The organism is Streptomyces sp. SID486, assembly GCF_009865385.1.
Taxonomy (GTDB): domain Bacteria; phylum Actinomycetota; class Actinomycetes; order Streptomycetales; family Streptomycetaceae; genus Streptomyces.
In genome coordinates, this window is sequence record NZ_WWJT01000634.1 from 1 (window position 1) to 24,908 (window position 24,908).

General features: G+C 71.4%; 18 protein-coding genes and 1 pseudogene. 9 read left to right on the plus strand and 10 right to left on the minus strand.

What is annotated here, in order from left to right; genetic code table 11:
- Together GT045_RS40095 and GT045_RS29470 are read right to left on the minus strand one after the other, a co-directional pair.
- Window positions 1-675: pseudogene (locus GT045_RS40095) on the minus strand (DNA helicase RecD); the annotation flags it as partial.
- Between the two features lie 158 nt (window positions 676-833).
- The gene (locus GT045_RS29470; protein WP_161290229.1) at window positions 834-1,817 is read right to left on the minus strand and encodes an aldo/keto reductase; all 984 of its coding nucleotides are present in this window, start codon (window positions 1,815-1,817) and stop codon (window positions 834-836) included.
- 184 nt (window positions 1,818-2,001) lie between these two features.
- Between GT045_RS29470 and GT045_RS29475 the strand changes: the two genes are divergently transcribed.
- Window positions 2,002-3,057: an LLM class F420-dependent oxidoreductase gene (locus GT045_RS29475; RefSeq protein ID WP_161290231.1), complete on the plus strand. Its 1,056-nt coding sequence runs from the start codon at window positions 2,002-2,004 to the stop codon at window positions 3,055-3,057.
- A 274-nt stretch (window positions 3,058-3,331) separates the two neighbouring features.
- Here GT045_RS29475 and corA read toward each other — a convergent pair whose 3' ends face one another.
- Entirely contained in the window at window positions 3,332-4,327 is a 996-nt protein-coding gene (corA, locus tag GT045_RS29480; RefSeq protein ID WP_161290746.1) for a magnesium/cobalt transporter CorA, read from the minus strand.
- Between the two features lie 61 nt (window positions 4,328-4,388).
- On the opposite strand from corA, the gene GT045_RS29485 reads away from it, so the two are divergent.
- The 4 genes from GT045_RS29485 (at window position 4,389) to mshC (ending at window position 7,877) form a co-directional block, all read left to right on the plus strand.
- Complete coding sequence (locus tag GT045_RS29485) at window positions 4,389-5,075, plus strand: histidine phosphatase family protein (protein WP_161336035.1); 687 nt, start codon at window positions 4,389-4,391, stop codon at window positions 5,073-5,075.
- A gap of 100 nt (window positions 5,076-5,175) precedes the next feature.
- Window positions 5,176-5,766, plus strand: a complete 591-nt coding sequence (locus GT045_RS29490; protein ID WP_161290750.1) for a DUF3090 domain-containing protein — start codon at window positions 5,176-5,178, stop codon at window positions 5,764-5,766.
- Window positions 5,730-6,554 (plus strand): SCO1664 family protein, encoded by an 825-nt coding sequence (locus tag GT045_RS29495; RefSeq protein ID WP_202529131.1) that lies wholly within the window; start codon window positions 5,730-5,732, stop codon window positions 6,552-6,554. Before GT045_RS29490 ends, GT045_RS29495 begins: the two co-directional genes overlap by 37 nt.
- 93 nt (window positions 6,555-6,647) lie before the next feature.
- On the plus strand, window positions 6,648-7,877 hold the full coding sequence (gene mshC, locus GT045_RS29500; RefSeq protein WP_161336036.1) for a cysteine--1-D-myo-inosityl 2-amino-2-deoxy-alpha-D-glucopyranoside ligase: 1,230 nt from the start codon (window positions 6,648-6,650) through the stop codon (window positions 7,875-7,877).
- Window positions 7,878-8,067: 190 nt separating this feature from the next.
- Here mshC and GT045_RS29505 read toward each other — a convergent pair whose 3' ends face one another.
- The 5 genes from GT045_RS29505 to GT045_RS29525 form a co-directional block, all read right to left on the minus strand.
- Complete coding sequence (locus tag GT045_RS29505) at window positions 8,068-9,063, minus strand: PAC2 family protein (RefSeq protein WP_161336037.1); 996 nt, start codon at window positions 9,061-9,063, stop codon at window positions 8,068-8,070.
- Window positions 9,064-9,329: 266 nt separating this feature from the next.
- Window positions 9,330-10,946, minus strand: coding sequence for a glycerol-3-phosphate dehydrogenase/oxidase (locus tag GT045_RS29510; RefSeq protein WP_161290756.1), 1,617 nt, complete (start codon window positions 10,944-10,946; stop codon window positions 9,330-9,332).
- 50 nt (window positions 10,947-10,996) lie between these two features.
- Window positions 10,997-12,535: a glycerol kinase GlpK gene (gene glpK, locus GT045_RS29515; protein ID WP_161290758.1), complete on the minus strand. Its 1,539-nt coding sequence runs from the start codon at window positions 12,533-12,535 to the stop codon at window positions 10,997-10,999.
- Window positions 12,536-12,614: 79 nt separating this feature from the next.
- Window positions 12,615-13,409: an MIP/aquaporin family protein gene (locus GT045_RS29520; protein WP_161290761.1), complete on the minus strand. Its 795-nt coding sequence runs from the start codon at window positions 13,407-13,409 to the stop codon at window positions 12,615-12,617.
- A 334-nt stretch (window positions 13,410-13,743) separates the two neighbouring features.
- A complete protein-coding gene (locus GT045_RS29525) occupies window positions 13,744-14,508 on the minus strand; it encodes an IclR family transcriptional regulator (RefSeq protein ID WP_161290763.1) in 765 nt (254 codons plus the stop codon).
- Between the two features lie 274 nt (window positions 14,509-14,782).
- On the opposite strand from GT045_RS29525, the gene metH reads away from it, so the two are divergent.
- The 4 genes from metH to GT045_RS29545 all read left to right on the plus strand — a co-directional run bounded on the left by metH (window position 14,783) and on the right by GT045_RS29545 (window position 22,893).
- On the plus strand, window positions 14,783-18,298 hold the full coding sequence (metH, locus tag GT045_RS29530) for a methionine synthase (RefSeq protein WP_161336038.1): 3,516 nt from the start codon (window positions 14,783-14,785) through the stop codon (window positions 18,296-18,298).
- A gap of 151 nt (window positions 18,299-18,449) precedes the next feature.
- Complete coding sequence (locus tag GT045_RS29535; protein WP_161336039.1) at window positions 18,450-19,151, plus strand: HAD family phosphatase; 702 nt, start codon at window positions 18,450-18,452, stop codon at window positions 19,149-19,151.
- A gap of 461 nt (window positions 19,152-19,612) precedes the next feature.
- Window positions 19,613-21,217 (plus strand): ABC transporter substrate-binding protein, encoded by a 1,605-nt coding sequence (locus GT045_RS29540; RefSeq protein ID WP_161336040.1) that lies wholly within the window; start codon window positions 19,613-19,615, stop codon window positions 21,215-21,217.
- A 95-nt stretch (window positions 21,218-21,312) separates the two neighbouring features.
- On the plus strand, window positions 21,313-22,893 hold the full coding sequence (locus GT045_RS29545; protein WP_161336041.1) for an ABC transporter substrate-binding protein: 1,581 nt from the start codon (window positions 21,313-21,315) through the stop codon (window positions 22,891-22,893).
- Window positions 22,894-22,966: 73 nt separating this feature from the next.
- On the opposite strand, the gene GT045_RS29550 is transcribed toward GT045_RS29545, so the two are convergent.
- On the minus strand, window positions 22,967-23,638 hold the full coding sequence (locus GT045_RS29550; protein ID WP_161336042.1) for a response regulator transcription factor: 672 nt from the start codon (window positions 23,636-23,638) through the stop codon (window positions 22,967-22,969).
- Window positions 23,639-23,691: 53 nt separating this feature from the next.
- Complete coding sequence (locus GT045_RS29555; protein ID WP_345942792.1) at window positions 23,692-24,537, minus strand: RecB family exonuclease; 846 nt, start codon at window positions 24,535-24,537, stop codon at window positions 23,692-23,694.
- Window positions 24,538-24,908: the final 371 nt, after the last annotated feature.

Below are 24,908 nucleotides of genomic sequence, written 5' to 3' on the forward strand. Positions count from 1 at the left end.
GGTCAGGACACGGCGCACGGCCTCGACCGTCTCCGGCGCGGGGCCGGCGGGCCCCACCGGCGCGGGTACGGGCTGAGCCCTGCGGGCCGGCTCCGGGGCGGGCCGGCGCGGTGCGGGTGCCGGATCGGCGAACACCGTGGCCGCCGGCTTCGCACCGCTCTCCACGGCCCGGACCGCCGCGAGCAGGTCGGCGGCCTTGCCGCTGAGCTTGGTGCCGCTGTCGATCGGGCCCTTCCGCTCGGCCTTGCGCCGCTCGATCCGCTCCCGCTCGACCCGCTGCGCCAGCAACTCGGCTTCCGCCTCGGACTTCCCGGCCGCCGCCGAACCCTCGTCAGCGCCGCTCTCCGCACCACCGGGCCCGGCACCGTCCGCACCCGGCTCCCCGGCGCCCGCGGCCCCCTCCGGACCTCCGGCTCCACCAGCACCCTGCTCGTCGCCGTCTGTGGATCCCGCGGGGCCCGCGCCCGGTTCGTCGCTGTCCGTGGATTCCGTGGGGTCCGCGCCCGGTTCGTCGCTGTCCGTGGGTCCCACAGGGCCCGCGCCCGGCTCCTCCGCGTCGTTCTCGGTCCCTTCCGGGCCCCCGGCCCCCCCGGCGTCTCCGGTTCCCGCGGCCCCCACCGCGGCCTCGTCGGCCCCCGTGGCCGTGGGCGCTCCGGTCGACCCGGGCGCCGTCATGTCCTGCGTCGCGTCACCGTCGTCCGCACGGCCGGCCTCGGGGCGCGGCGCACCGCCCTGCGCACGGCCGTCCGCCCCGGCCGCTTCCCCCCGCTTCGCGTTCCCGGGGGTATCCGGTGTCCCCGGCCCGGCTTTCTCCGTGGCCTCCGGCTCCGTGCTCACAGCGTGCTCCAGTCGTGATCGGGATAGCGGTGCACGGGCGCCGACACATCGTCCAGCGCCCGGCAGATCTCGTCAGGAAGACTAAGGGCCTCCACTGACAACGCCGCCGTGAGCTGCTGCGCGTTGCGCGAGCCGACGATCGGCGCGGCCACTCCGGGCCGGTCCCGGACCCAGGCGAGGGCCACCTGGAGCGGGGTGACCGCGAGCCCGTCGGCGGCCGTCGTCACCGCGTCCACGATGCGGGTCGCCGTGTCGTCCAGGTACGGCTCGACGAACGGCGCGAGATGCTCGGAGGCGCCGCGCGAGTCCGCGGGAGTGGTGTGGCGGTACTTGCCCGTCAGCACGCCCCGGCCCAGCGGGGAGGAAGGCAGCAGACCCACCCCCAGGTCGAGCGCGGCCGGCAGCACCTCGCGCTCCACGCCCCGCTGGAGCAGCGAGTACTCCAGCTGTGTGCTGGCCAGCCGGGTGCGGGTGCCCGGCGCGGCCAGCTGCCAGGTCGCCGCCTTGGCCAGCTGCCAGCCACAGAAGTTGGAGACACCGGCGTACCGTGCCCGGCCGCTGCTCACCGCCAGGTCGAGGGCCTGGAGCGTCTCCTCCAGCGGGGTGCCGGGGTCGTAGGCGTGGACGTGCCAGACGTCGACGTACTCCGTGCCGAGGCGGGCCAGGGAGGCGTCGAGCGCGGCGAGCAGATGGCCGCGGGAGCCGTCGAAGCGGCGGTCGGGGTCGGGCACGCTGCCGGCCTTGGTGGAGACGACCAGGTCCCGGCGCGGCACCAGGCCGTCCATGAGCCGTCCGAGCAGGTACTCCGCCTCCCCGTCGCCGTACACGTCCGCCGTGTCGACGAGGGTGCCGCCGGCCTCCCAGAAGGCCTTCAGCATGTCAGCGGCGTCGTGCTCGTCGGTGTCCCGGCCCCAGGTGAGGGTGCCGAGCCCGATCCGGGACACGCGCAGGCCGGTACGGCCGAGATGCCTCTGCTCCATGCGGGCGAGATTACTGGCCAGAACCGGTGCGGTGGGTTGCCTGTGGACAACTTGATCGGCCCCCCGGCTCGGCGGCCGGACCGCGAGGCCGGACACGAAACCGCCGCCGCGCACTGCCGCCGGATTCCGCCCCGCGCTAAGGTCACCGCCAAGAGACGTTACTCATCGGTAAGGGGAATCGCGCATGCAGCTCGGGATCAACCTCGGCTACTGGGGTGCCGGAATGGACGGCGACAACCTGGCCGTGGCGCAGGAGGCCGACCGGCTCGGCTACGCGGTGTGCTGGGCCGCCGAGGCGTACGGCTCCGACGCCGCCACCGTGCTCAGCTGGGTCGCCGCGCAGACCGAGCGCATCGACGTCGGCTCGGCCATCTTCCAGATCCCGGCCCGCCAGCCCGCGATGACCGCGATGACCGCCGCCACGCTCGACTCCCTCTCCGGTGGCCGGTTCCGGCTCGGCCTCGGCGTCTCGGGCCCGCAGGTCTCCGAGGGCTGGTACGGCGTCAAGTTCGACAAGCCGCTGGCCCGCACCCGCGAGTACGTGGAGATCGTCCGCAGGGCGATGACCCGGGAGCGCCTGACGTACGAAGGCGCGCACTGGACGCTGCCGCTGCCCGGCGGCCCCGGCAAGCCGATCAAGCTGACCGTGCACCCCCAGCGCGAGCACATCCCGCTGTACATCGCCGCGATCGGCCCGAAGAACCTGGAGCAGACCGGCGAGATCGCCGACGGCGCGCTGCTCATCTTCCCCTCCGCCGAGCACCTGGAGGAGACCACGATCAAGCACCTGCGCGCGGGCAGGGAGAAGGCCGGACTGACCCTCGACGGGTTCGACGTGTGCCCGACCCTGCCGCTCGCCGTCGGCGACGACAAGGACGTGGCCCGCCTCGCGGACACCTTCCGCCCGTACACCGCGCTGTACGTCGGCGGCATGGGCAGCGCCAAACAGAACTTCTACAACCAGCTCGCCCAGCGCATGGGGTACGAGAAGGAGGCCGCCGACATCCAGCAGAAGTACCTGTCGGGGGACAAGCAGGGGGCGGCCGCCGCGATCCCGCAGGACCTCATCGACAAGACCACGCTGCTGGGCTCCGTCGACCGGATCGCCGACCGGATGAAGCAGTACGCCGCCGCCGGGGTCACCACCCTCAGCCTGGCTCCGGCCGGCTTCACCCTGGACGAGCGGCTGGCGTCCCTGCGGGCCGGCAGCGAGGCCCTGGAGCGGGCCGGGCTGGCGTAAGGGGAGTTCCAGCGGCCGTGGTGGGGGCTCGGGGGTCTTCCCCGCCACGGCCGTCACCGGGAACAACGCGCCCGGCGCCGCGCGGTTACGACCCGCGCGGCCCCTTCTTGGACGGCTCCTCCCGGCGGTCCTTCCCATCCCGGTCCCGCCCGAGGCCGACCGCAGGATGCTCCTGGGACACCGTGGCGTCGGACGGGCCCACGACCGCCTCCGCCGCCGCGCCGCGCACCGCGACGCCCCCCGGCACCCGCCCCCGGGTACGCCGGCGCCGCCCTCACAGCCAGCCGCGCCGCTTGAACGTCCGGTGCAGCAGCACCTCCAGCACGGCCATCAGCACGATCACCGCCGGGTACGACCACACCCAGTGCAGCTCGGGCATGTGATCGAAGTTCATGCCGTAGACGCCCGCGATCATCGTGGGGACCGCGGCCATCGCCGCCCACGCGGAGATCTTCCGCATGTCGTCGTTCTGCCGGACGCTCATCTGCGCGAGATGGGCCGACAGGATGTCCGACACCAGCCGGTCCAGGGCCTCCACGGACTCGTTCACGCGCGCGAGGTGGTCGCTCACGTCCCGGAAGAAGGGCCGCGCCTTGTCGTGCACGTAGGGCACCGTGGTGCCGAGCGGCCCGCTGCCGGCCAGCCGGGACAGCGGCAGCGTCAGCGGCCCGGTGGCCCGGCGGAACTCCAGGACCTGCCGCTTGAAGGTGTAGATCCGGGACGCGGTGTTGCGCGAACCGCCGACGTCCGGCCGGAACACCTCCGCCTCCAGCTCGTCCAGGTCGGTCTGCAGCTCCGTCGCCACCTCCAGATAGTGGTCGACGGTGGCGTCGGCGATGGCGTACAGCACGGAGGTGGGACCCTTGTCGAGCAGCTCCGGCTCCTCCTCCAGCCGGTGCCGCACGGCCGCCAGCGGCGATCCCTCCCCATGGCGGACGGTCACCACGAAACTCTCCCCGACGAAGACCATCACCTCGCCGGCCGAGACCGTGTCGCTCTCGGCCTCGTACACGACCGGCTTCAGCACGATGAAGAGCGAGTCGTCATACACCTCCAGCTTCGGCCGCTGATGCGCCTTGAGCGCGTCCTCCACGGCCAGCGGATGCAGCCCGAACTCCTGCGTGACCAGGTCGAACTCCCGCTCCGACGGTTCGTACAGCCCGATCCACACGAAGCCGCCCGCCGCCCTGGCCTCGGCGAGTGCGTCCGACAGATCCTCCGGCCCCTCGGCACGGTGCCCGTGCCGGTAGATGGCGCAGTCCACGATCACGCTGCGCATTCTCCCTTCGCCCGCCCGCCACCGCACAGCGGTGTACGCCTACCCTTGCCGCATGCCCACGCTGATCCTCCTAAGGCACGGACGTTCCACCGCCAACACCTCGGCCCTGCTCGCGGGCCGGACGCCGGGTGTCGCCCTGGACGAGCGCGGCGCCGCGCAGGCCGCCGCGCTGCCCGGACGGCTCGCCGGCCTGCCGATCGCCGAGGTCGTCACCAGCCCGCTCCAGCGCTGCCGGGAGACCGTGCAGCCGCTGCTGGACGCCCGCCCCGGCCTGCGCCCGCACATCGAGGAGCGGATCGAGGAGTGCGACTACGGCGACTGGTCCGGACGTAAGCTCGCCGAGCTGAAGGACGAGCCGCTGATGGAGGTCGTACAGGCCCACCCGTCCGCCGCCGCGTTCCCCGGCGGCGAGTCCATGCGGGCCATGCAGACCCGCGCCGCCGAGGCGGTGCGCGAGTGGAACGCGCGCGTGGAACGCGATCACGGCGCCGACGCGGTCTACCTCATGTGCTCCCACGGTGACATCATCAAGTCCCTCGTCGCCGAGGCCCTCGGCCTCCACCTCGACCTCTTCCAGCGGATCTCCGTGGAGCCGTGCTCCGTCACCGTGATCCGCTACACCCGCCTCCGGCCGTTTCTCGTCCGCCTGGGCGACACCGGCGATTTCGCTTCGCTCGCCCCGCGTGAGGAACCCGGCGACGGCGACGCACCGGTCGGGGGCGGTGCGGGCGCACCGTGATCGTCGGCCGCAGTAGGGTGAAGCGACCCACCCCGTCGCTCTCCCGCACGGCCCGCCCCCGCCGAGACCCCCGCCATCACGAAATCAATGGAGACAGGACGTGTCCCGTCAGGTGTTCCTCTACGACCAGCCGGACCGCTTCGTGGCCGGCACGGTCGGACTGCCCGGGCGCCGTACGTTCTTCCTCCAGGCCACCGCAGGCCCCCGGATGACCAGCGTGGCCCTGGAGAAGACCCAGGTCGCCGCACTCGCCGAGCGCATGGACGAACTGCTCGACGAGGTCGTACGGCGTAGTGGCGGCAGCGCGGCCGTCCCCGCCATGGCACCCACCGAGGTCGCCGACACCGCCCCCCTCGACACCCCCGTCGAGGAGGAGTTCCGCGTCGGCACCATGGCCCTGGCCTGGGACGGCGAGGACCAGCGCATGATCGTCGAGGCGCAGGCGCTGGTCGAGCTGGACGCCGACACCGAGGAGGACCTCGCCGAGGCCGAGGAGCGACTGCTCCAGGACGAGGAGAACGGGCCCCCGATGCTGCGGGTCCGGCTGACCGGCGCGCAGGCCAGGGCCTTCGCCAAGCGCGCCCTCGACGTCGTCAACGCCGGGCGGCCGCCGTGCCCGCTGTGCAGCCTCCCGCTCGATCCGGAAGGACACGTATGTCCGCGCCAGAACGGATACCGCCGCGGAGCGTGACGGCCGGCCCCGACCCCGCCGGGCTGCTCGCGTTCGGTGAGCTGACCGTGCGCGGCCGGATCCGGGAAGCGTCCAACGCGGCACTCTTCTGCACGGTCGCCCTGGACGGCCGCGAAGCCTCCTGCGTGTACAAGCCGGTGGCCGGGGAGCGCCCCCTGTGGGACTTCCCCGACGGCACCCTCGCCGGCCGCGAGGTGGCCGCCTACGAGGTCTCCGAGGCCACCGGCTGGGGGCTCGTGCCGCCGACCGTGCTGCGCGACGGCCCCTACGGCGAGGGCATGTGCCAGCTCTGGATCGACGTCCACGCCGAGGCCGAACTCCTGGCCCTGGTCGACCGCGAGGAGCCCGAGCCCGGCTGGAAGGCGATCGGCTTCGCCGAGGTCGGCGAGGGCCGCACCGCCCTGCTCGTGCACGCCGACGACGAGCGGCTGCGCCGTCTCGCCGTCCTCGACGCGGTGATCAACAACGCCGACCGCAAGGGCGGCCACCTCATGCCCACCGCCGACGGCCGGCTCTACGGCATCGACCACGGCGTCACCTTCAACGTCGAGGACAAGCTGCGCACACTGCTGTGGGGCTGGGCCGGTGAACCCCTCACCCCCGAGGCCGTCGACGTCCTCAAGGGGCTCCGGGACGCCCTGGACGGCCCCCTGGGCGAACGGCTGCTCCGGCTGATCACCCCGGCCGAGACCGACGCCACCCGCGCGCGGGTCGACGCGCTGCTCACCTCGGGAGTGCACCCGGAGCCCGGCGGTCAGTGGCCCGCGATCCCCTGGCCACCCGTCTGAGCACGGCCGGCGCCCGTCCGCAAGGGCGCCGGACCGGTCATCCGGCCCGATCCCGGTCGTATACGCGGCTCGGCGCCGGTTAGGCTCATGTACATGCATGCCTGGCCCGCTTCCGAGGTCCCCGCCCTGCCTGGTCAGGGCCGCGACCTGAGGATCCACGACACCGCGACCGGCGGCCTGGTCACCCTCGCCCCCGGTCCCGTCGCCCGTATCTACGTCTGCGGCATCACGCCGTACGACGCGACCCACATGGGTCACGCGGCGACCTACAACGCGTTCGACCTGGTTCAGCGCGTGTGGCTCGACACCAAGCGGCAGGTCCACTACGTCCAGAACGTCACCGACGTCGACGATCCGCTGCTGGAGCGCGCGGACCGGGACGGCGTCGACTGGGTCGCCCTCGCCGAGCAGGAGACGGCCCTCTTCCGCGAGGACATGACCGCCCTGCGGATGCTCCCCCCACGGCACTACATAGGGGCCGTCGAGGCGATACCCGGCATCGTCCCGCTCGTGGAGCGGCTGCGTGAACTCGGCGCGGCCTACGAGCTCGAAGGCGACGTCTACTTCTCCGTCGAGTCCGACCCGCACTTCGGCGAGGTGTCCCGCCTGGACGCCGCCGCCATGCGGCTGCTGTCCGCCGAGCGCGGCGGTGACCCGGACCGCCCGGGCAAGAAGAACCCGCTCGACCCCATGCTGTGGATGGCCGCCCGCGAGGGCGAGCCCAGCTGGGACGGCGGCTCCCTCGGCCGCGGCCGGCCCGGCTGGCACATCGAGTGCGTGGCCATCGCCCTCGACCACCTCGGCATGGGCTTCGACGTCCAGGGCGGCGGCTCCGACCTCGCCTTCCCGCACCACGAGATGGGCGCCTCGCACGCCCAGGTGCTGACCGGCGAGTACCCCATGGCCAAGGCGTACGTGCACGCCGGCATGGTCGCCCTCGACGGCGAGAAGATGTCCAAGTCCAAGGGCAACCTGGTCTTCGTCTCACGGCTGCGCCGCGACGGCGTCGACCCCGCCGCGATCCGGCTGTCCCTGCTGGCCCACCACTACCGCGCCGACTGGGAGTGGACCGACCAGGTCCTCCAGGACGCTCTCGACCGCCTCGGCCGCTGGCGCGCGGCCGTCTCCCGGCCCGACGGCCCGTCCGCCGACGCGCTCGTGGAGGAGGTCCGCGAGGCCCTGGCGAACGACCTGGACGCTCCCGCCGCACTCGCCGCCGTCGACCGCTGGGCGGCCCGCCAGGACGAGCAGGGGGGCACGGACCCGGGCGCGCCCGGCCTGGTGTCACGTGCCGTGGACGCCCTGCTGGGCGTGGCCCTGTGAACGTCGCGGTCACCCGCGCCCCGGACGGGCGCGGGTGACCGCGCGGCCGGCCCGACGGGTCGCCCGTCGGGCCGGCCGTCGCCGGAACGGGGTGCCACGGCACCCCGCGGCGCAGGACCGAGGTACGGCGAAGGGCGCTTCCCCGCGGGGAAGCGCCCTTCGCCGTACCTCGTGCCTCGGACTTCGTGCCTCAGTCCTCCGAGCCGTCCTCGTCCTCGCTCTCGCCCTCGGCCTTCTCGGGCCTGGACGGCCTCGGCGGCCGGGTCTTCCCGCCGGGGCCGTCCCGCAGGTACGACCCGGCGTCCCCGCCGTCCGCCGTCGCGTGGCCGCCCGGCGCGGGAGGGCTCACGTCCCGGCGCCGCAGGTACCGCTCGAACTCGCGCGCGATCGCCTCACCGGACGCCTCCGGCAGCTCCGCGGTGTCCCGCGCCTCCTCCAGCGTCTGCACGTACTCGGCGACCTCGCTGTCCTCCGCGGCCAGCTGGTCCACGCCCACCTGCCAGGCCCGCGCGTCCTCGGGCAGCTCGCCCTGCGGCACCCGCAGGTCCAGCAGGTCCTCCAGACGGTTCAGCAGCGCCAGGGTGGCCTTCGGGTTGGGCGGCTGGGAGACGTAGTGCGGCACCGCCGCCCACAGCGACACCGCCGGGACACCCGCGTGCGTGCACGCCTCCTGCAGGACACCGACGATGCCCGTCGGGCCCTCGTACTTGGTCTCCTCCAGGTCCATGCGCTGGGCCAGGTCCGGGTCGGACGTGACTCCGCTGACCGGGACCGGCCGCGTGTGCGGGGTGTCCCCGAGCAGGGCACCCAGGATGACCACCAGCTCCACACCCAGCTCGTGCGCGAAGCCGAGCAGCTCGTTGCAGAACGAGCGCCACCGCATGGACGGCTCGATGCCCCGGACCAGCACCAGGTCGCGCGGCTTCTCGCCGCCGACGCGGACCACCGACAGCCGGGTCGTCGGCCAGGTGATCTTGCGCACACCGCCGTCCATGAACACCGTGGGGCGGTTCACCTGGAAGTCGTAGTAGTCCTCGGCGTCCAGCGCCGCGAACACCTCGCCCTTCCACTCGCGTTCCAGATGCGCGACCGCCGTGGAGGCGGCGTCACCGGCATCGTTCCAGCCCTCGAACGCGGCCACCATGACTGGGTCGATCAGCTCGGGAACCCCCTCCAGCTCGATCACCCAGTGCCTCCTTCCGACGTGCCCTCGCTTGACTCACCAACCTTACGGCGTCCGGCGGGGGCGCCCGCAGCCCCCTTGCACGGGGGAGTGAACGGATCACTGCCCCGTTCACCGCCACCGGACACCCCGGCGCCCCGACCTCACGGCGTGGACCGCCGCCCGTGCCCGATTCCCGCGGTGCGGGCGCCCGGGGGCCGCACCCTGGGGGAGCGGGCATGCCGGAGGGGCGGCTCCGGCCGTGCGGAGCCGCCCCTGGGCCGGGAGCCCTACTTCTTGTCGAGCAGGTCCTGCACCTTCGCCCGGACCTCGTCCGTGGCCAGGCCGCGGATGGTCAGTGTGGTCCGGCGGCGCAGCACGTCGTCCTGCGTCTCGGCCCACTCGTGGTCACGGGCCCACACGACCTGCGCCCAGATCTCCGGGGCGTCGGGGTGGACGCGCTCGGCCAGCTCCGGGCTCTCGTTCGCCAGCCGGGCGATGTCGAAGGCGAGGGAGCCGTAGTGGGTGGCCAGGTGCCTGGCGGTGTCGGCGGCCATGCGCGGGCCGGGCGCCGGGTTGTCCACCAGGAGCCGGTGGGCGACCGCGCGCGGGTTGGCGACACCCGGGAGCGGCAGCTTCTTCGGCAGCGAGGAGATCGGCTCGAAGTCGTCACCGAGCGGGTGGCCCGGCAGCGCCTCCAGCTTCTTCATGATGGTCCGGCCGATGTGCCGGAACGTCGTCCACTTGCCGCCGGCGACGGACAGCATGCCGCCCCTGCCCTCGGTCACCACCGTCTCGCGCTTGGCCTTGGCGGTGTCGCCCGGGCCGCCCGGCAGGACGCGCAGGCCGGCGAAGGCGTAGGTGATGAGGTCCCGCTGGAGCTGCTGGTCCCGGACCGAGAACGCGGCCTCGTCCAGGATCTGGGTTATGTCCTTGTCGTTGACGGACACGTCCGCCGGGTCGCCCTCGTACTCCTCGTCGGTGGTGCCCAGCAGCAGCATGTCCTCCCACGGCAGGGCGAAGGTGATGCGGTACTTGTCGATCGGGGTGGCCAGCGCCGCCTTCCACGGGGCGGTGCGCTTGAGCACCAGGTGAGCGCCCTTGGACAGGCGGATGGACGGCGCCGCCTTCGGGTCCTCCATCCGGCGCAGGTGGTCCACCCAGGGGCCGGTCGCGTTCAGCACCAGCCGGGCGTCGACACCGAACTCGTCGCCCGACGTACGGTCCTTCAGCTCGGCTCCGGTGACCCGGCCCTTGGTGAAACGCAGGCCGGTGACCTCGGCGTGGTTGAGGACGACCGCGCCCGCCTCGACGGCCGCGCGGACCGTCATCAGCGCCATCCGCGCGTCGTTCATCTGGTCGTCGCCGTACACGGCCACGGCCTTGAGGTTCTCGGTGCGCAGCTCGGGCACGTCCTGCGCCGCCTTGGCGGGGGAGAGCAGGTGGCCGACGCCGTCACCGAACGCGGAGAGCGCGGAGTAGGCGAAGACGCCCGCTCCGAGCTTCGCCGCGCCGTGCGGGCCGCCCTTGTACACGGGGAGGTAGAAGGTGAGCGGGTTCGCCAGGTGGGGGGCCACCTGGCGGGACACCGCACGGCGCTCGAAGTGGTTCTCCGCCACCAGCTTCACCGCGCCGGTCTGCAGGTAGCGCAGACCGCCGTGGAGCAGCTTGGAGGAGGCGGAGGAGGTGGCACCGGCGAAGTCGCCGGCGTCGACCAGGGCCACCCTCAGGCCGGACTGCGCGGCGTGCCAGGCGGTGGAGATGCCCAGGATGCCGCCGCCGATCACCAATAGGTCGTACGACGCCTTGGAGAGCTGCTCCCTGGTCTCGGCCCGGCTCGGGTTGGAGCCGGAGGCGGGGTGCGTCCCCAGGGCGGGCACGGACTGCAGGGTGGACTGACTGGTCATGTCGGGTACTTACTCCTCGTCAGAGCTGTCTGAGACGGCGTGCGGGCCGCTCAGCTCTCGTCGTCGAGCCAGCCCATGGTCCGCTCGACGGCCTTGAGCCAGTTCTTGTACTCACGGTCGCGGGTCTCCGCGTCCATGCGGGGGGTCCACTCGGCGGCCCGGCGCCAGTTGGCGCGCAGTTCGTCGGTGCTGGACCAGAAGCCGACGGCGAGGCCGGCGGCGTAGGCGGCGCCGAGGCAGGTGGTCTCGGCGACCATCGGGCGCACCACGGGTGCGTCCAGGACGTCGGCGAGCGTCTGCATCAGCAGGTTGTTGGCGGTCATGCCGCCGTCGACCTTGAGCGTCACCAGCTCGTCGCCGGAGTCCTTGACCATGGCGTCGGCGATCTCCCGCGTCTGCCAGGCGGTGGCCTCCAGGACGGCGCGGGCCAGGTGCGCCTTGGTCACGTACCGGGTCAGGCCGGCGATCACACCGCGGGCGTCGGAGCGCCAGTGCGGGGCGAACAGGCCCGAGAAGGCCGGCACGAAGTAGGCGCCGCCGTTGTCCTCGACCGAGAGCGCGAGCGTCTCGATCTCGGCGGCGGTGGAGATCAGGCCCATCTGGTCGCGCATCCACTGCACCAGCGAGCCGGTGACCGCGATCGAGCCCTCCAGGGCGTAGACCGTCGGCTGGTCGCCGATCTTGTAGCCGACCGTGGTCAGCAGGCCGGCGTACGAGTTGATGATCTTCTCGCCGGTGTTCATCACCATGAAGGTGCCGGTGCCGTAGGTCGACTTGGTCTCGCCCTCGGAGAAACAGGTCTGGCCGAACAGGGCCGCCTGCTGGTCGCCGAGCGCGGAGGCCACCGGGATGCCGCCGAGCAGATCGCCGAGCTTGCCGCCGGTGACCTCGCCGTAGACCTCGGCGGAGGAGCGGATCTCGGGCAGGATCTGCATCGGCACGCCGATCGACTCGGCGATCTTCTCGTCCCACTGCATGGTGTGCAGGTTCATCAGCATGGTGCGCGAGGCGTTGGTGACGTCGGTGACGTGCCTGCCGCCGTTGGTGCCGCCGGTCAGGTTCCAGATGACCCAGCTGTCCATGGTGCCGAAGAGGATGTCGCCGTTCTCGGCGCGCTCCTTGAGGCCCTCGACGTTGTCGAGCAGCCAGCGGGCCTTGGGACCGGCGAAGTAGGAGGCCAGCGGCAGGCCGGTCTGGCGGCGGAAGCGGTCCTGGCCGACGTTGCGGCCCAGCTCGCGGCAGAGGGCGTCGGTGCGGGTGTCCTGCCAGACGATGGCGTTGTGGACGGGCTCACCGGTGTTCTTGTCCCACAGCACGGTGGTCTCGCGCTGGTTGGTGATGCCGATGGCCTTGATGTCGTCACGGGTGATGCCGGCCTTCTGGACCGCTCCGGCGACGACCTCCTGGACGTTGGTCCAGATCTCGTCGGCGTTGTGCTCGACCCAGCCCGGCTTGGGGAAGATCTGCTCGTGTTCCTTCTGGTCGACGGCGACGATCCGGCCGTCCTTGTCGAAGACGATGCAGCGCGAGGAGGTCGTGCCCTGGTCGATCGCGGCGATGAAGGGGCCTGCGGTGTGGGCGTCGGTCACTGTGTGCTCCTGAGGTCCGTGGTGGTGGGGCTGTACGTACGGCGCGTGCTCAAAGACTCGGCGCGTGTGTGTCGGTGCTTTAAGCGAAGGCGGCGTTGTAGATGCCTGCGGCGATCGCGCCGCCGATCAGCGGACCGACGACCGGGATCCAGGCGTAGCTCCAGTCGGAACCGCCCTTGTTGGGCAGCGGCAGGAGGGCGTGCACGATGCGCGGGCCCAGGTCACGGGCCGGGTTGATCGCGTAGCCCGTCGGGCCGCCGAGCGACAGGCCGATCGACACCACCACGAGCGCGGTGATCAGACCACCGAGGACGCCGAGACCGTTGCCCTTGTCGTTCAGGCCCTGGGTGAGGACCGCGAGGATCAGCACGACCGTGCCGATGATCTCCGTGGCGAGGTTCTGCGCGACGTTCCGGATCTCCGGACCGGTGGAGAAGATGCCGAGAACCGGGCCGGCGCCCTTCTCCTGGGCCTCGACCGCCTTGGCCGAGGTGGCCTGCGCGCCCGGACCGCCGACGATCTCCTTGTCCGTCAGGTGCGCCTGGAACTGGCCGTAGTAGGCGGCCCACACCAGGGCCGCGCCGATCATCGCGCCGAGGAACTGGCCGGCGAAGTAGGTCGGAACGTTGTTCCAGTCGCCGTCCTTGATGGCCAGGGCGACGGTGACGGCCGGGTTGAGGTGCGCGCCGGACAGCGGCCCGGAGATGTACACGGCCGTCATGACGGCGAAGCCCCACCCGAAGGCGATGGCGAGCCAACCGGCGTTGCGGGCCTTGGAGGCCTTCAGCGTCACGGCGGCGCAGACGCCGCCGCCGAGCAGGATGAGTATGGCGGTACCGATGGTCTCGCCGATGAAGATGTCGGAGCTGGACACCCGCGACTCCTTTGTCCTTCGTCCAGGGGTAGCCGAACCCCGGGTCCCTCCGGAGGTTCTGGCGCTCTCGGGATGAGAGCGATACCGGCCCTTGGCACTGCCACACTCTAACGCGTATTGCCGGTAGGTGTTCGACAATGCCGACCGATGGACGGGAGTCTTGCTTCGGCCTCACGCGTGAGTCAAGAGTTCTGTTATCGAAAACAGGATCGTTATTGATCGCTGCGGGTTATCGACCTTCGTGCATGGACGTACGGATTATTCCGGTTTGTCCATTTCAGGGTAGATCGACAGCCGGAACGCCGCCCGGCGTCCCGGTGATCTCCGGTCGTGCTCAGAACCGCCCGGCGCCCAGGTCCCGGGAGACCGCGCGGGCGCAGTCCCGCACCGCCGCGATCAGCTCCGGACGCAGCTCGCCCTCCCGGCACAGCCGTTCCACGGCCCCGGTGATGCCGACGGCGCCCACCGGCATCCGGCGCCGGTCGTGGATCGGCGCGGCGATCGACGCCACGCCCTCCCAGGTCTCCTCCACGTCGGCCGCGTAACCACGCGCGCGCGTGAGGTCGAGCAGGTGCTCGAAGTCGCCGGGATCGCACACCGTGCGGTCGGTGAAGGGCTTGCGGTCGGCCTCCAGCGCCTCGCTGTGCGCCACCGGGTCGTACGCCGACAGCACCTTGCCCAGCGCCGTCGAGTGCAGCGGCTGCATGGCCCCGATCTCCAGCACCTGCCGGCTGTCGTCGGGCCGGAAGACGTGGTGCACGATCAGCACGCCCTGCTGGTGCAGCACCCCCAGGTGCACGCTCTCCCCGCTGGAACGGGCCAGGTCGTCGGTCCACACCAGCGCCCGCGCCCGCAGTTCGTGGACGTCGAGATAGGTGGTCCCCAGGCGCAGCAGCTCCGCGCCCAGCTGGTAGCGGCCCGAGGCGTCGTCCTGCTCCACGAAGCCCTCCTGCTGGAGGGTGCGCAGAATGCCGTGCGCGGTGCCCTTGGCGAGGCCCAGCGACGAGGCGATGTCGGAGAGGCCGAGCCGCCGCTCGCCGCCCGCGAGCAGCCGCAGCATCGCCGCCGCCCGTTCGAGCGACTGGATGTTCCGTGCCATCGCCGTCCTGCCTCCATCCCCTTCGACCGCCCACGGCACACCCACCGTTCGGCAATGTCGAACACTACCGGTCCGGGCCGACCTCCCGCTAATGGTCGGTCGGCCCCTGTTACATCACACGTCCGCCGCGCGTGGCACCGGGGCCGTACGCGTCCGCCTCGTGGACGCCGGTGCCCATCCAAGCCGACTCCCGGCTACGCTGGCGCCGTGCGGCACCCCCGCCCCTCGGGGAAGCCGCATAGCCGACAGCCGTCGCATCCCAGGGAGCCCCTACATGGCCTCGTCGCCTACGTCCCCTTCCGCCGACAGCCGGACCCGTGTGTCCGCGCTCCGCGAGGCGCTCGCCACCCGGGTGGTGGTCGCCGACGGAGCCATGGGCACGATGCTCCAGGCGCAGGAGCCCACTCTCGAGGACTTCCAGCAGCTCGAAGGCTGCAACGAGATCCTCAACCTCACCCGCCCCGACATCGTCCGCTCCGTCCACGAGGCGTACTACGCCGTGGGCGTCGACTGCGTCGAGACCAACACCTTCGGGGCCAACCACTCCGCGCTCGGCGAGTACGACATCGCCGAGCGCGTCCACGAGCTGTCCGAGGCCGGCGCCCGCGTCGCCCGCGAGGTCGCCGACGAGTTCACCGCGAAGGACGGCCGTCCCCGCTGGGTCCTCGGCTCCATCGGCCCCGGCACCAAGCTGCCCACCCTCGGCCACGCCCCCTACACCACCCTCCGCGACGCCTACCAGCGCAACGCCGAGGGGCTGGCCGCAGGCGGCGCCGACGCCCTGCTGGTCGAGACCACCCAGGACCTCCTGCAGACCAAGGCGGCCGTCCTCGGCGCCCGGCGCGGCCTGGACGCCCTCGGCCTGGACCTGCCGGTGATCGTGTCCGTCACCGTCGAGACCACCGGCACCATGCTGCTCGGCTCCGAGATCGGCGCCGCCCTGACCGCACTGGAACCGCTGGGCATCGACATGATCGGGCTGAACTGCGCCACCGGCCCGGCCGAGATGAGCGAGCACCTGCGCTACCTCGCCCGCAACGCCCGCATCCCGCTGTCCTGCATGCCCAACGCGGGCCTGCCGGTCCTCGGCAAGGACGGCGCCCACTACCCGCTGACCGCACCCGAGCTGGCCGACGCCCAGGAGACCTTCGTCCGCGAGTACGGCCTCTCGCTCGTCGGCGGCTGCTGCGGCACCACCCCCGAGCACCTGCGCCAGGTCGTCGAACGCGTCCGGGACCTCACCCCCACCGAGCGCGACCCGCGCCCCGAGGCCGGCGCCGCCTCCCTCTACCAGACCGTCCCCTTCCGGCAGGACACCTCCTACCTGGCCATCGGCGAGCGCACCAACGCCAACGGCTCCAAGAAGTTCCGCGAGGCCATGCTCGACGGCCGCTGGGACGACTGCGTGGAGATGGCACGGGAACAGATCCGCGAGGGCGCCCACCTGCTCGACCTGTGCGTCGACTACGTCGGCCGCGACGGCGTCGCCGACATGGAGGAACTCGCCGGCCGCTTCGCCACCGCCTCCACCCTGCCGATCGTGCTGGACTCCACCGAGGTCGACGTCATCAAGGCGGGCCTGGAGAAGCTCGGCGGCCGCGCCGTGATCAACTCCGTGAACTACGAGGACGGCGACGGCCCCGACTCCCGGTTCGCCAAGGTCACCAGGCTGGCCCGGGAACACGGCGCCGCCCTGATCGCCCTGACCATCGACGAGGAGGGCCAGGCCCGCACCCCCGAGAAGAAGGTCGAGATCGCCGAACGGCTGATCGACGACCTCACCGGGAACTGGGGCATCCGCGAGGAGGACATCCTCGTCGACACCCTCACCTTCACCATCTGCACCGGCCAGGAGGAGTCCCGCGGAGACGGCGTCGCCACCATCGAGGCGATCCGCGAGCTGAAGCGGCGGCACCCGGCCGTCCAGACCACCCTGGGCCTGTCGAACATCTCCTTCGGCCTGAACCCGGCCGCCCGCATCCTGCTGAACTCCGTCTTCCTCGACGAGTGCGTCAAGGCCGGCCTGGACTCGGCCATCGTGCACGCCTCCAAGATCCTGCCGATCGCCCGGTTCAGCGACGAGGAGGTCGGCACGGCCCTGGACCTGATCTACGACCGCCGAGCGGAGGGCTACGACCCCCTGCAGAAGCTGATGGCCCTGTTCGAGGGCGCGACGGCGAAGTCGCTGAAGGCGGGCAAGGCCGAGGAACTGGCGGCCCTGCCGCTGGAGGAGCGGCTGAAGCGGCGCATCATCGACGGCGAGAAGAACGGACTGGAGGCGGACCTGGACGCCGCCCTCCAGGACCGGCCCGCCCTCGACATCGTCAACGACACCCTGCTCGACGGCATGAAGGTCGTCGGCGAGCTGTTCGGCTCCGGCCAGATGCAGCTGCCGTTCGTCCTGCAGTCCGCCGAGGTCATGAAGACGGCCGTCGCCCACCTCGAACCGCACATGGAGAAGTCGGACGCCGAGGGCAAGGGCACCATCGTCCTGGCCACCGTGCGCGGCGACGTGCACGACATCGGCAAGAACCTCGTCGACATCATCCTCTCCAACAACGGCTACAACGTCGTCAACCTCGGCATCAAGCAGCCCGTCTCCGCGATCCTGGAGGCCGCCGAGGAGCACCGGGCCGACGTCATCGGCATGTCCGGACTCCTGGTGAAGTCCACGGTGATCATGAAGGAGAACCTGGAGGAGCTGAACCAGCGCGGCCTCGCCGTCCGCTTCCCCGTCATCCTCGGCGGCGCCGCCCTCACCCGCGCCTACGTCGAACAGGACCTGCACGAGATCTACGAGGGCGAGGTCCGCTACGCCCGCGACGCCTTCGAGGGCCTGCGCCTGATGGACGCCCTCATCGGCGTCAAGCGGGGCGTGCCGGGCGCCAAGCTGCCCGAACTCAGGCAGCGCCGGGTCCGCGCGACCGCCGCCGTGGCGGTCGAGGAACGCCCGGAGGAGGGTCACGTCCGCTCCGACGTCGCCACCGACAACCCCGTCCCCGTCCCGCCCTTCAAGGACACCCGCGTCATCAAGGGCATCCAGCTCAAGGAGTACGCCAGCTGGCTGGACGAGGGCGCCCTGTTCAAGGGCCAGTGGGGACTCAAGCAGGCCCGCACCGGCGAGGGACCGACCTACGAGGAACTGGCGGAGACCGAGGGCCGTCCCCGGCTGCGCGGCCTGCTCGACCGCCTCCAGACCGAGAACCTGCTCGAAGCCGCCGTCGTCTACGGCTACTTCCCCTGCGTCTCCAAGGACGACGACCTGATCATCCTGGACGACCAGGGCAACGAGCGCACCCGGTTCACCTTCCCGCGCCAGCGCCGCGGCCGCCGGCTGTGCCTGGCCGACTTCTTCCGCCCCGAGGAATCCGGCGAGACGGACGTGGTCGGCTTCCAGGTCGTCACCGTCGGCTCGCGCATCGGCGAGGAGACCGCCAAGCTGTTCGAGGCCAACGCCTACCGCGACTACCTCGAACTGCACGGCCTGTCCGTCCAGCTGGCCGAGGCACTGGCCGAGTACTGGCACGCCCGCGTCCGCGCCGAACTCGGCTTCGGCGGCGAGGACCCCGCCGACATCGAGGACATGTTCGCCCTGAAGTACCGGGGAGCCCGCTTCTCCCTCGGCTACGGCGCCTGCCCCGACCTGGAGGACCGTGCCAAGATCGCCGCACTGCTCCAGCCCGAGCGGATCGGCGTCCACCTCTCCGAGGAGTTCCAGCTGCACCCCGAGCAGTCCACCGACGCGATCGTCATCCACCACCCCGAGGCCAAGTACTTCAACGCCCGGTGAGGCACCTCCACGCCCCGTGAAACACCTCCACGCACGGTGACGGGCGTATCACTCGGCACACTGATCGGATAAGTCGTACACTGGTCGGTCCACCGCAGGCCGGTTCCCCCGCCGGGGAACCGGCCTGGTCGTCCCTGAAGGAGGTGCGCCCGTGACCAGTACGGTCCCCGCGCTCGGAACCCGCACGGCCGAAGGCTCCGCCCTGCAGGCGGTGCTTCTCGACATGGACGGCACCCTGGTCGACACCGAGGGCTTCTGGTGGGACGTGGAGGTGGAGGTCTTCGCCGCACTCGGGCACACCCTGGACGCGACCTGGCGCCATGTCGTGGTCGGCGGCCCCATGGCCCGCAGCGCCGGCTTCCTCATCGAGGCGACCGGCGCCGACATCACCCTCGCCGAACTGTCCGTGCTGCTCAACGACGCTTTCGAGGACCGCATCGGCCGGACCCTGCCGCTGATGCCGGGTGCCGCCCGGCTCCTCGCCGAGCTGTCCGAGTACGAGATCCCGACCGCCCTGGTCTCCGCCTCCCACCGCCGCATCATCGACCGCGTGCTGAGCGTGCTGGGCCCGCACCACTTCGCCCTCTCCATCGCCGGCGACGAGGTCTCGCGCACCAAGCCCTTCCCGGACCCCTACCTCCTCGCCGCCGCGGGACTCGGCGCGGACCCGGCCCGGTGCGCCGTGATCGAGGACACCGCGACCGGCGTCGCCGCCGCCGAGGCGGCGGGCTGCCGCGTCGTCGCCGTCCCCTCCGTCGCCCCCATCGGTCCGGCCGAGGGACGCACCGTCGTCACCTCTCTGGAGGAGGTCGACCTGGCATTCCTGCGCGGCCTGATGACCCGAATGCGTTAGCGCGCCCCCGGGGTATCCCCGGCGTGAACAGCCAAGGCGCGTGCAATGTGCACCGACCTGGCTGGACATATTTCCGGGGAAGTACACCCCGGCGTAATTGGGCGGGGACCGCGCGGCCGAATTCCACTGAACGGCCACACAGTGGGGACTGTGACGTTCCCCACCCATGCGAGCCTCGACAACGCCCGCCGAGTGTGCTGACCGACCCCGAGCGGGGAGATTCCGCGAGACCTTGTGTCCCGATTGGTGGGATGCTGCACTAATCCTGCCGCTGTCGGGTTTTCGGTGCGTCCGCGACCGGTTCCACTGCGTGATGGGGGGTCAACTCACGCGGCTGTGAACCCCCCTGCGGGCGCGGACTAATCTCGTCGCGAGAACATCGCCGAGAACCCCCCGCGATCCGCCGCACCACCCATGCATGCCGGATACAGGGACCCGAACAGCTCTGGAGAAACTCCCGCATGAACCGCAAGACTTTGGTGCTGCCGGCGGTGGCCGGCCTGCTCACCCCGGTTCTCGCCGCGTGCGGCGGATCCGACAGCGGGAGCAAGAGCGGTGACGCCATCGTCGTCGGTACGACGGACCAGTTCACGGCCACCAAGGAAGCCCCGGCGCCCCTCGACCCCGCCTACGCCTACGACGTCGGCACCTGGAACATCCTGCGTCAGTCCGTGCAGACCCTGATGGCGCAGCCCCGGGGCGAAGGCACCCCCGTCCCGGACGCGGCCGAGAGCTGCTCCTTCACCGACAGCGGCAGCGAGCGCTACGCCTGCAAGCTGCGTGAGGGCCTGAAGTTCGCCAGCGGCGACCCGGTGACCGCCAAGGACGTCAAGTACTCCATCGAGCGTGCCCTGCGCATCAACGCCGACAGCGGTGTCGCCGCCCTGCTCAACACCATCGACACCATCGAGACGCAGGGTGACCGGGAAGTCGTCTTCCACCTGAAGACCGCCGACGCCACCTTCCCCTACAAGCTGTCCACTCCGGTCGCGGGCATCGTCAACCCCAAGGACTACCAGGCGGACAAGCTCCGCGACGGCTTCGACGTCGACGGCTCCGGGCCCTACACCTTCAGCGCCGACGTCAAGAACGACGCCGTCGTCAGCGCCACCTTCACCAAGAACCCCTCCTACAAGGGCAGCGTGACGGTCAACAACGACAAGGTCGAGCTGCGCGCCTTCGCCGACGCCGACGCCATGGGCGACGCCGTCGACAAGGGTGACATCGACGTCATGACCCGCACCATGTCACCCGCCCAGATCCAGAAGCTGGACGCCGGCAGCGACGAGAACGTCGACCTGGTCGACATGCCGGGCCTGGAGATCCGCTACCTCGCCTTCAACACCACCGCCCCGACCGTCAAGTCCAAGGCCGTACGCCAGGCCATGGCCCAGATCGTCAACCGCGGTGAACTGGTCTCCAAGGTCTACGGCACCCAGGCGGAACCGCTGTACTCCCTGGTCCCGGCCACCATCACCGGGCACTCCAACTCGTTCTTCAACAAGTACGGCAACCCCAGCGTCGACAAGGCCAAGTCGCTGCTCGCCAAGGCCGGCATCACCACCCCGGTGAAGCTGACCCTGCACTACACGACCGACCACTACGGCTCGGCCACCAAGCAGGAGTTCGAGGTCCTGCAGAAGCAGCTCAACGACAGCGGCCTGTTCGACGCCTCCATCCAGGGCCACCCCTGGTCGGCCTTCCGGCCCGCCGAGCGCAAGGGCGAGTACGACGTCTACGGCATGGGCTGGTTCCCCGACTTCCCGGACGCCGACAACTTCATCGCGCCCTTCCTCGACAAGAACAACTTCCTCGGTTCTCCGTACAACAACAGCACCATCCAGCGCTCGCTGATCCCGCAGTCCCGCCGCGAGGCGGACCGGCTCGGCGCGTCCAAGAGCCTGACCGAGATCCAGGACACCGTCGCCGAGGACGTCCCGGTCCTGCCGCTGTGGCAGGGCAAGCAGTACGTCGCCGCACGGGACGACATCACGGGCGTGGCCTACGCCCTGAACTCCTCCTCGACGCTTCAGCTGTGGGAGCTCGGCCGCGGTGTGAGCGGCTGACGGCTCTCCGCCCGGGGCCGAGCACCATCACGGCCCCGGGGCCCGGGACCAGGGACGGCGGCCCGGGCTGACGAACCGACGACAAGGCACTTCGAGTGAACCTGCGCAACCAGTGGCCAGTCCTGCCCATCGTGGCGGGGCTGGCCTCCGGCCTGTTGACCGGCTGCGGATCCGACTCCGGTGACTCCGGGGGCACCGGCTCCGCCGTGGTGATGGGGATGTCCGACGACGTCCTCGCCACGGACCCGGCCTCCGGCTACGACCCCGGCTCCTGGCTGTTGTTCGACAACGTCTTCCAGTCACTGCTCAGCTTCCCCAAAGGCGGCACCGAACCCCAGCCCGAACTGGCGAAGCAGTGCCGCTTCACCGACACCCGGGCCATGGTCTACAAGTGCGAACTGAAGGACGGCCTGACGTTCAGCAACGGTGACGCCCTCACCTCCGCGGACGTGAAGTTCTCCTTCGACCGCATGCTGAAGATCGCCGACCCCGCGGGTCCCGCGATCATGTTCCCGATGCTCGGCAGGGTCGAGACACCGGACGACAGGACGGCCGTCTTCCACCTGAAGGTGCCCGACGCCACCTTCCCCAGCAAGATCGCATCCGGCGCGGGCTCCATCGTGGACCACCGCCAGTACGACGCGAACGGCCTGCGCACCGACCACAAGGCCGTCGGCTCGGGCCCCTACCGGCTGGACTCCTTCGACAAGGACCAGGCCGTCTTCTCCGTCAACGACCACTACAAGGGCACCGCCGAGGTCAGGAACTCCGGGGTCACCCTGAAGTTCTTCCACGGCGACCGCACCGCCCTCAAGCGCTCCCTCCTGGACGGCGGCATCGACATCGCCTACCGAGGGCTGACCGCCGCCGACGTCGCCCAGCTCGACCGGCAGGACGACAGCAAGGGCGTCGACGTCATCGAGGGCACCAGCGCCGAGGTCCAGCACCTGGTCTTCAACATGAAGGACCCGGTGGCCGGCCGGCTCGGCGTCCGCCGGGCCATCGCGCACCTCATCGACCGCGACGCCCTCATCCAGAACGTGTACCAGGGCACCGCCACCCCGCTGTACTCGATCATCCCGGCGGGCATCGCGGGCCACAACACCGCCTTCTTCGACACCTACGGCGCACGCCCCTCAAGGGCCCAGGCCGCCGCGGCCCTCCAGGCCGACGGAGTCACCGGCAAGGTCAAGCTCACCCTCTGGTCCACCCCGTCCCGCTACGGCCCCGCCACCGACGAGGAACTGACGGCCATCGCCCGCCAGCTCAACGCCAGCGGCCTGTTCGACGCCGACGTCAAGTCCGTCGCCTTCGAGCAGTACGAGAAGGACATCGCCGCCGGCAAGTACGGCGTCTACGTCAAGGGCTGGGTCCCCGACTACCCGGACGCCGACAACTTCACCGCCCCCTTCTTCGGCAAGGGCAACGTGCTCGACAACAACTACGACAACCGCACGATCACCCGGACCCTCATCCCCGGCACCGCCAAGCAGAGCGACCGCTCGGCGACCGACGAGGAATTCGGCAGGCTCCAGGACATCGTCGCCGACGAACTGCCCCTCCTGCCGGTCTGGCAGGCCAAGCAGTACGCGGTCGTCCGCGACGGCGTCTACGGCCTGGAGTACTGCCTGGACGCCTCCACCGTGTTCCGCTTCTGGGAACTCAGCAAGAGCTGACACCGGTACGGCAAGGGCGCCCGCCCCCGCAGGGACGGGCGCCCCTCACCCTCCGCACCGGACCCGGCCGGCCCTACTGAGCGCCGGGACGGACCAGACCGCTCTCGTACGCGTACACGGCCGCCTGCACCCGGTCCCTGAGCCCCAGCTTGGTGAGCACATGCCCCACATGGGTCTTCACCGTCGTCTCGCTGACGAACAGGTCCGCCGCGATCTCCGCGTTGGACAGCCCGCGCGCCACCAGCTTCAGCACCTCCACCTCACGGTCGGTGAGCGTGTGCAGAGTGTCCGGCACCGGCTCCTCACCGGACGGCAGATGCGTCGCGTACTTGTCCAGCAGCCGCCGCGTGATGCTCGGCGCGAGCAACGCCTCGCCGGCCGCCACCACCCGGATGGCCTGCACCAGCTCGTTGGCCGGCGCGTCCTTCAACAGGAAGCCGCTCGCCCCGGCACGCAGCGCCTCCACCACGTACTCGTCCAGGTCGAACGTGGTCAGCACCAGCACCTTCGCCGGACCGTCCCGCCCCGGACCGGTGATCTGCCGCGTCGCCTCCACACCGTCCATCCGCGGCATCCGGATGTCCATCAGCACCACATCCGGCTGGAGTGCGCGCACCTGGTCGAGAGCCTGCAGGCCGTCACCGGCCTCGCCGACGACCGCGAGATCCTGCTCGGCCTCCAGGATCATCCGGAAACCCGTACGCAGCAGGGGCTGGTCGTCGACCAGTAGGACGCGGATGGCCACGTGACACTCCTTCGCTAGTCCGGCCCCATTCTGCCCTGCCCGGGGTGACCGCCTCACCCGGTCCCGGGCCCGGCCGTCCCCACCGGCAGCGGGTAGGGCGGGGGAGTGCCGCCGAACTCCGGGCAGTGCGCCTGGTGGTCGCACCAGCCGCACAGCCGGGTCGGCCGCGGCCGCCAGTTCCCCGTCCGCGTCGCCTGCGTGATCGCCTCCCACAACGCGTGCAGCTTGCGTTCCACCCGCTCCAGGTCCGCGAGGACGGGGTCGTACGTCAGCACGTCCCCGCTGCCGAGGTAGACCAGCTGCAGCCGGCGCGGCACGACCCCCTTCAGCCGCCAGACCACCAGGGCGTAGAACTTCATCTGGAACAGCGCGCCCTCGGCGTACTCCGGGCGCGGGGCCTTGCCCGTCTTGTAGTCGACGATCCGCACCTCACCGGTCGGGGCGACGTCCACCCGGTCGATGATCCCGCGCAGCCGCAGCCCCGACGCCAGCTCCGTCTCCACGAACAGCTCCCGCTCGGCCGGCTCCAGCCGCGTCGGGTCCTCCAGCGTGAACCAGCGCTCCACGAGCCGCTCCGCCTCCGCGAGCCACCCGGCCAGCCGCAGGCCCTCCGGGTCGTCGGCGAACAGCTCGGACACCTCCGGACGGCTCTCCCGCAGCCGGTCCCACTGCCCGGGGATCAGCGCCTTCGCCTGCGGCGCGGTCCGCTCCCCGGCGGGCACGTCGAACAGCCGCTCCAGCACCGCGTGCACCAAGGTGCCCCGCGTCGCCGCCTCGCTCGGTTTCTCCGGCAGCCGGTCGATCACCCGGAAGCGGTACAGCAGCGGACACTGCATGAAGTCACCGGCCCGCGAGGGCGACAGCGAGGTCGGCGCGGCAGCGCTCCGCTCCCCGGCCACCGGTTCCGCACCACCACCCGGCCCGGCGGACCCGACACCAGCCACGGCGGACCCGTCACCCGGTACGGCGGATCCGTCATCCGGGACGGCGGACCCGTCATCCGGGACGGCGGACCCGTCATCCGGTACGGCGGATCCGTCACCCGGTACGGCGGGTCGATCGCCCGGTACCGCGGGTCGATCGCCCGGTACCGCGGGTCCGGGGCTCGGAGCCGGGACGGCCGCCTCCCGGGCGGCGCTCTCGCCGGCACCGCCCGCGGGGCCGGCCGCCGCTCTGTCCGCGCCGCCCGGCAGGGCCGCCGCCTCGTCGATGCTGCTGTCCATGTCCACAGACCTTACGGCCCGCCACCGACAGTGACCCGGCCGCCGCC

Bases quoted from the DNA above. Each gene is read 5' to 3' on its own strand.
- GT045_RS29470 (WP_161290229.1), bottom strand. From the start codon at position 1,817: ATGGAGCAGAGGCATCTCGGCCGTACCGGCCTGCGCGTGTCCCGGATC.
- GT045_RS29475 (WP_161290231.1), top strand. From the start codon at position 2,002: ATGCAGCTCGGGATCAACCTCGGCTACTGGGGTGCCGGAATGGACGGC.
- GT045_RS29485 (WP_161336035.1), top strand. From the start codon at position 4,389: ATGCCCACGCTGATCCTCCTAAGGCACGGACGTTCCACCGCCAACACC.
- GT045_RS29495 (WP_202529131.1), top strand. From the start codon at position 5,730: ATGTCCGCGCCAGAACGGATACCGCCGCGGAGCGTGACGGCCGGCCCC.
- mshC (WP_161336036.1), top strand. From the start codon at position 6,648: ATGCATGCCTGGCCCGCTTCCGAGGTCCCCGCCCTGCCTGGTCAGGGC.
- GT045_RS29510 (WP_161290756.1), bottom strand. From the start codon at position 10,946: ATGACCAGTCAGTCCACCCTGCAGTCCGTGCCCGCCCTGGGGACGCAC.
- GT045_RS29525 (WP_161290763.1), bottom strand. From the start codon at position 14,508: ATGGCACGGAACATCCAGTCGCTCGAACGGGCGGCGGCGATGCTGCGG.
- metH (WP_161336038.1), top strand. From the start codon at position 14,783: ATGGCCTCGTCGCCTACGTCCCCTTCCGCCGACAGCCGGACCCGTGTG.
- GT045_RS29540 (WP_161336040.1), top strand. From the start codon at position 19,613: ATGAACCGCAAGACTTTGGTGCTGCCGGCGGTGGCCGGCCTGCTCACC.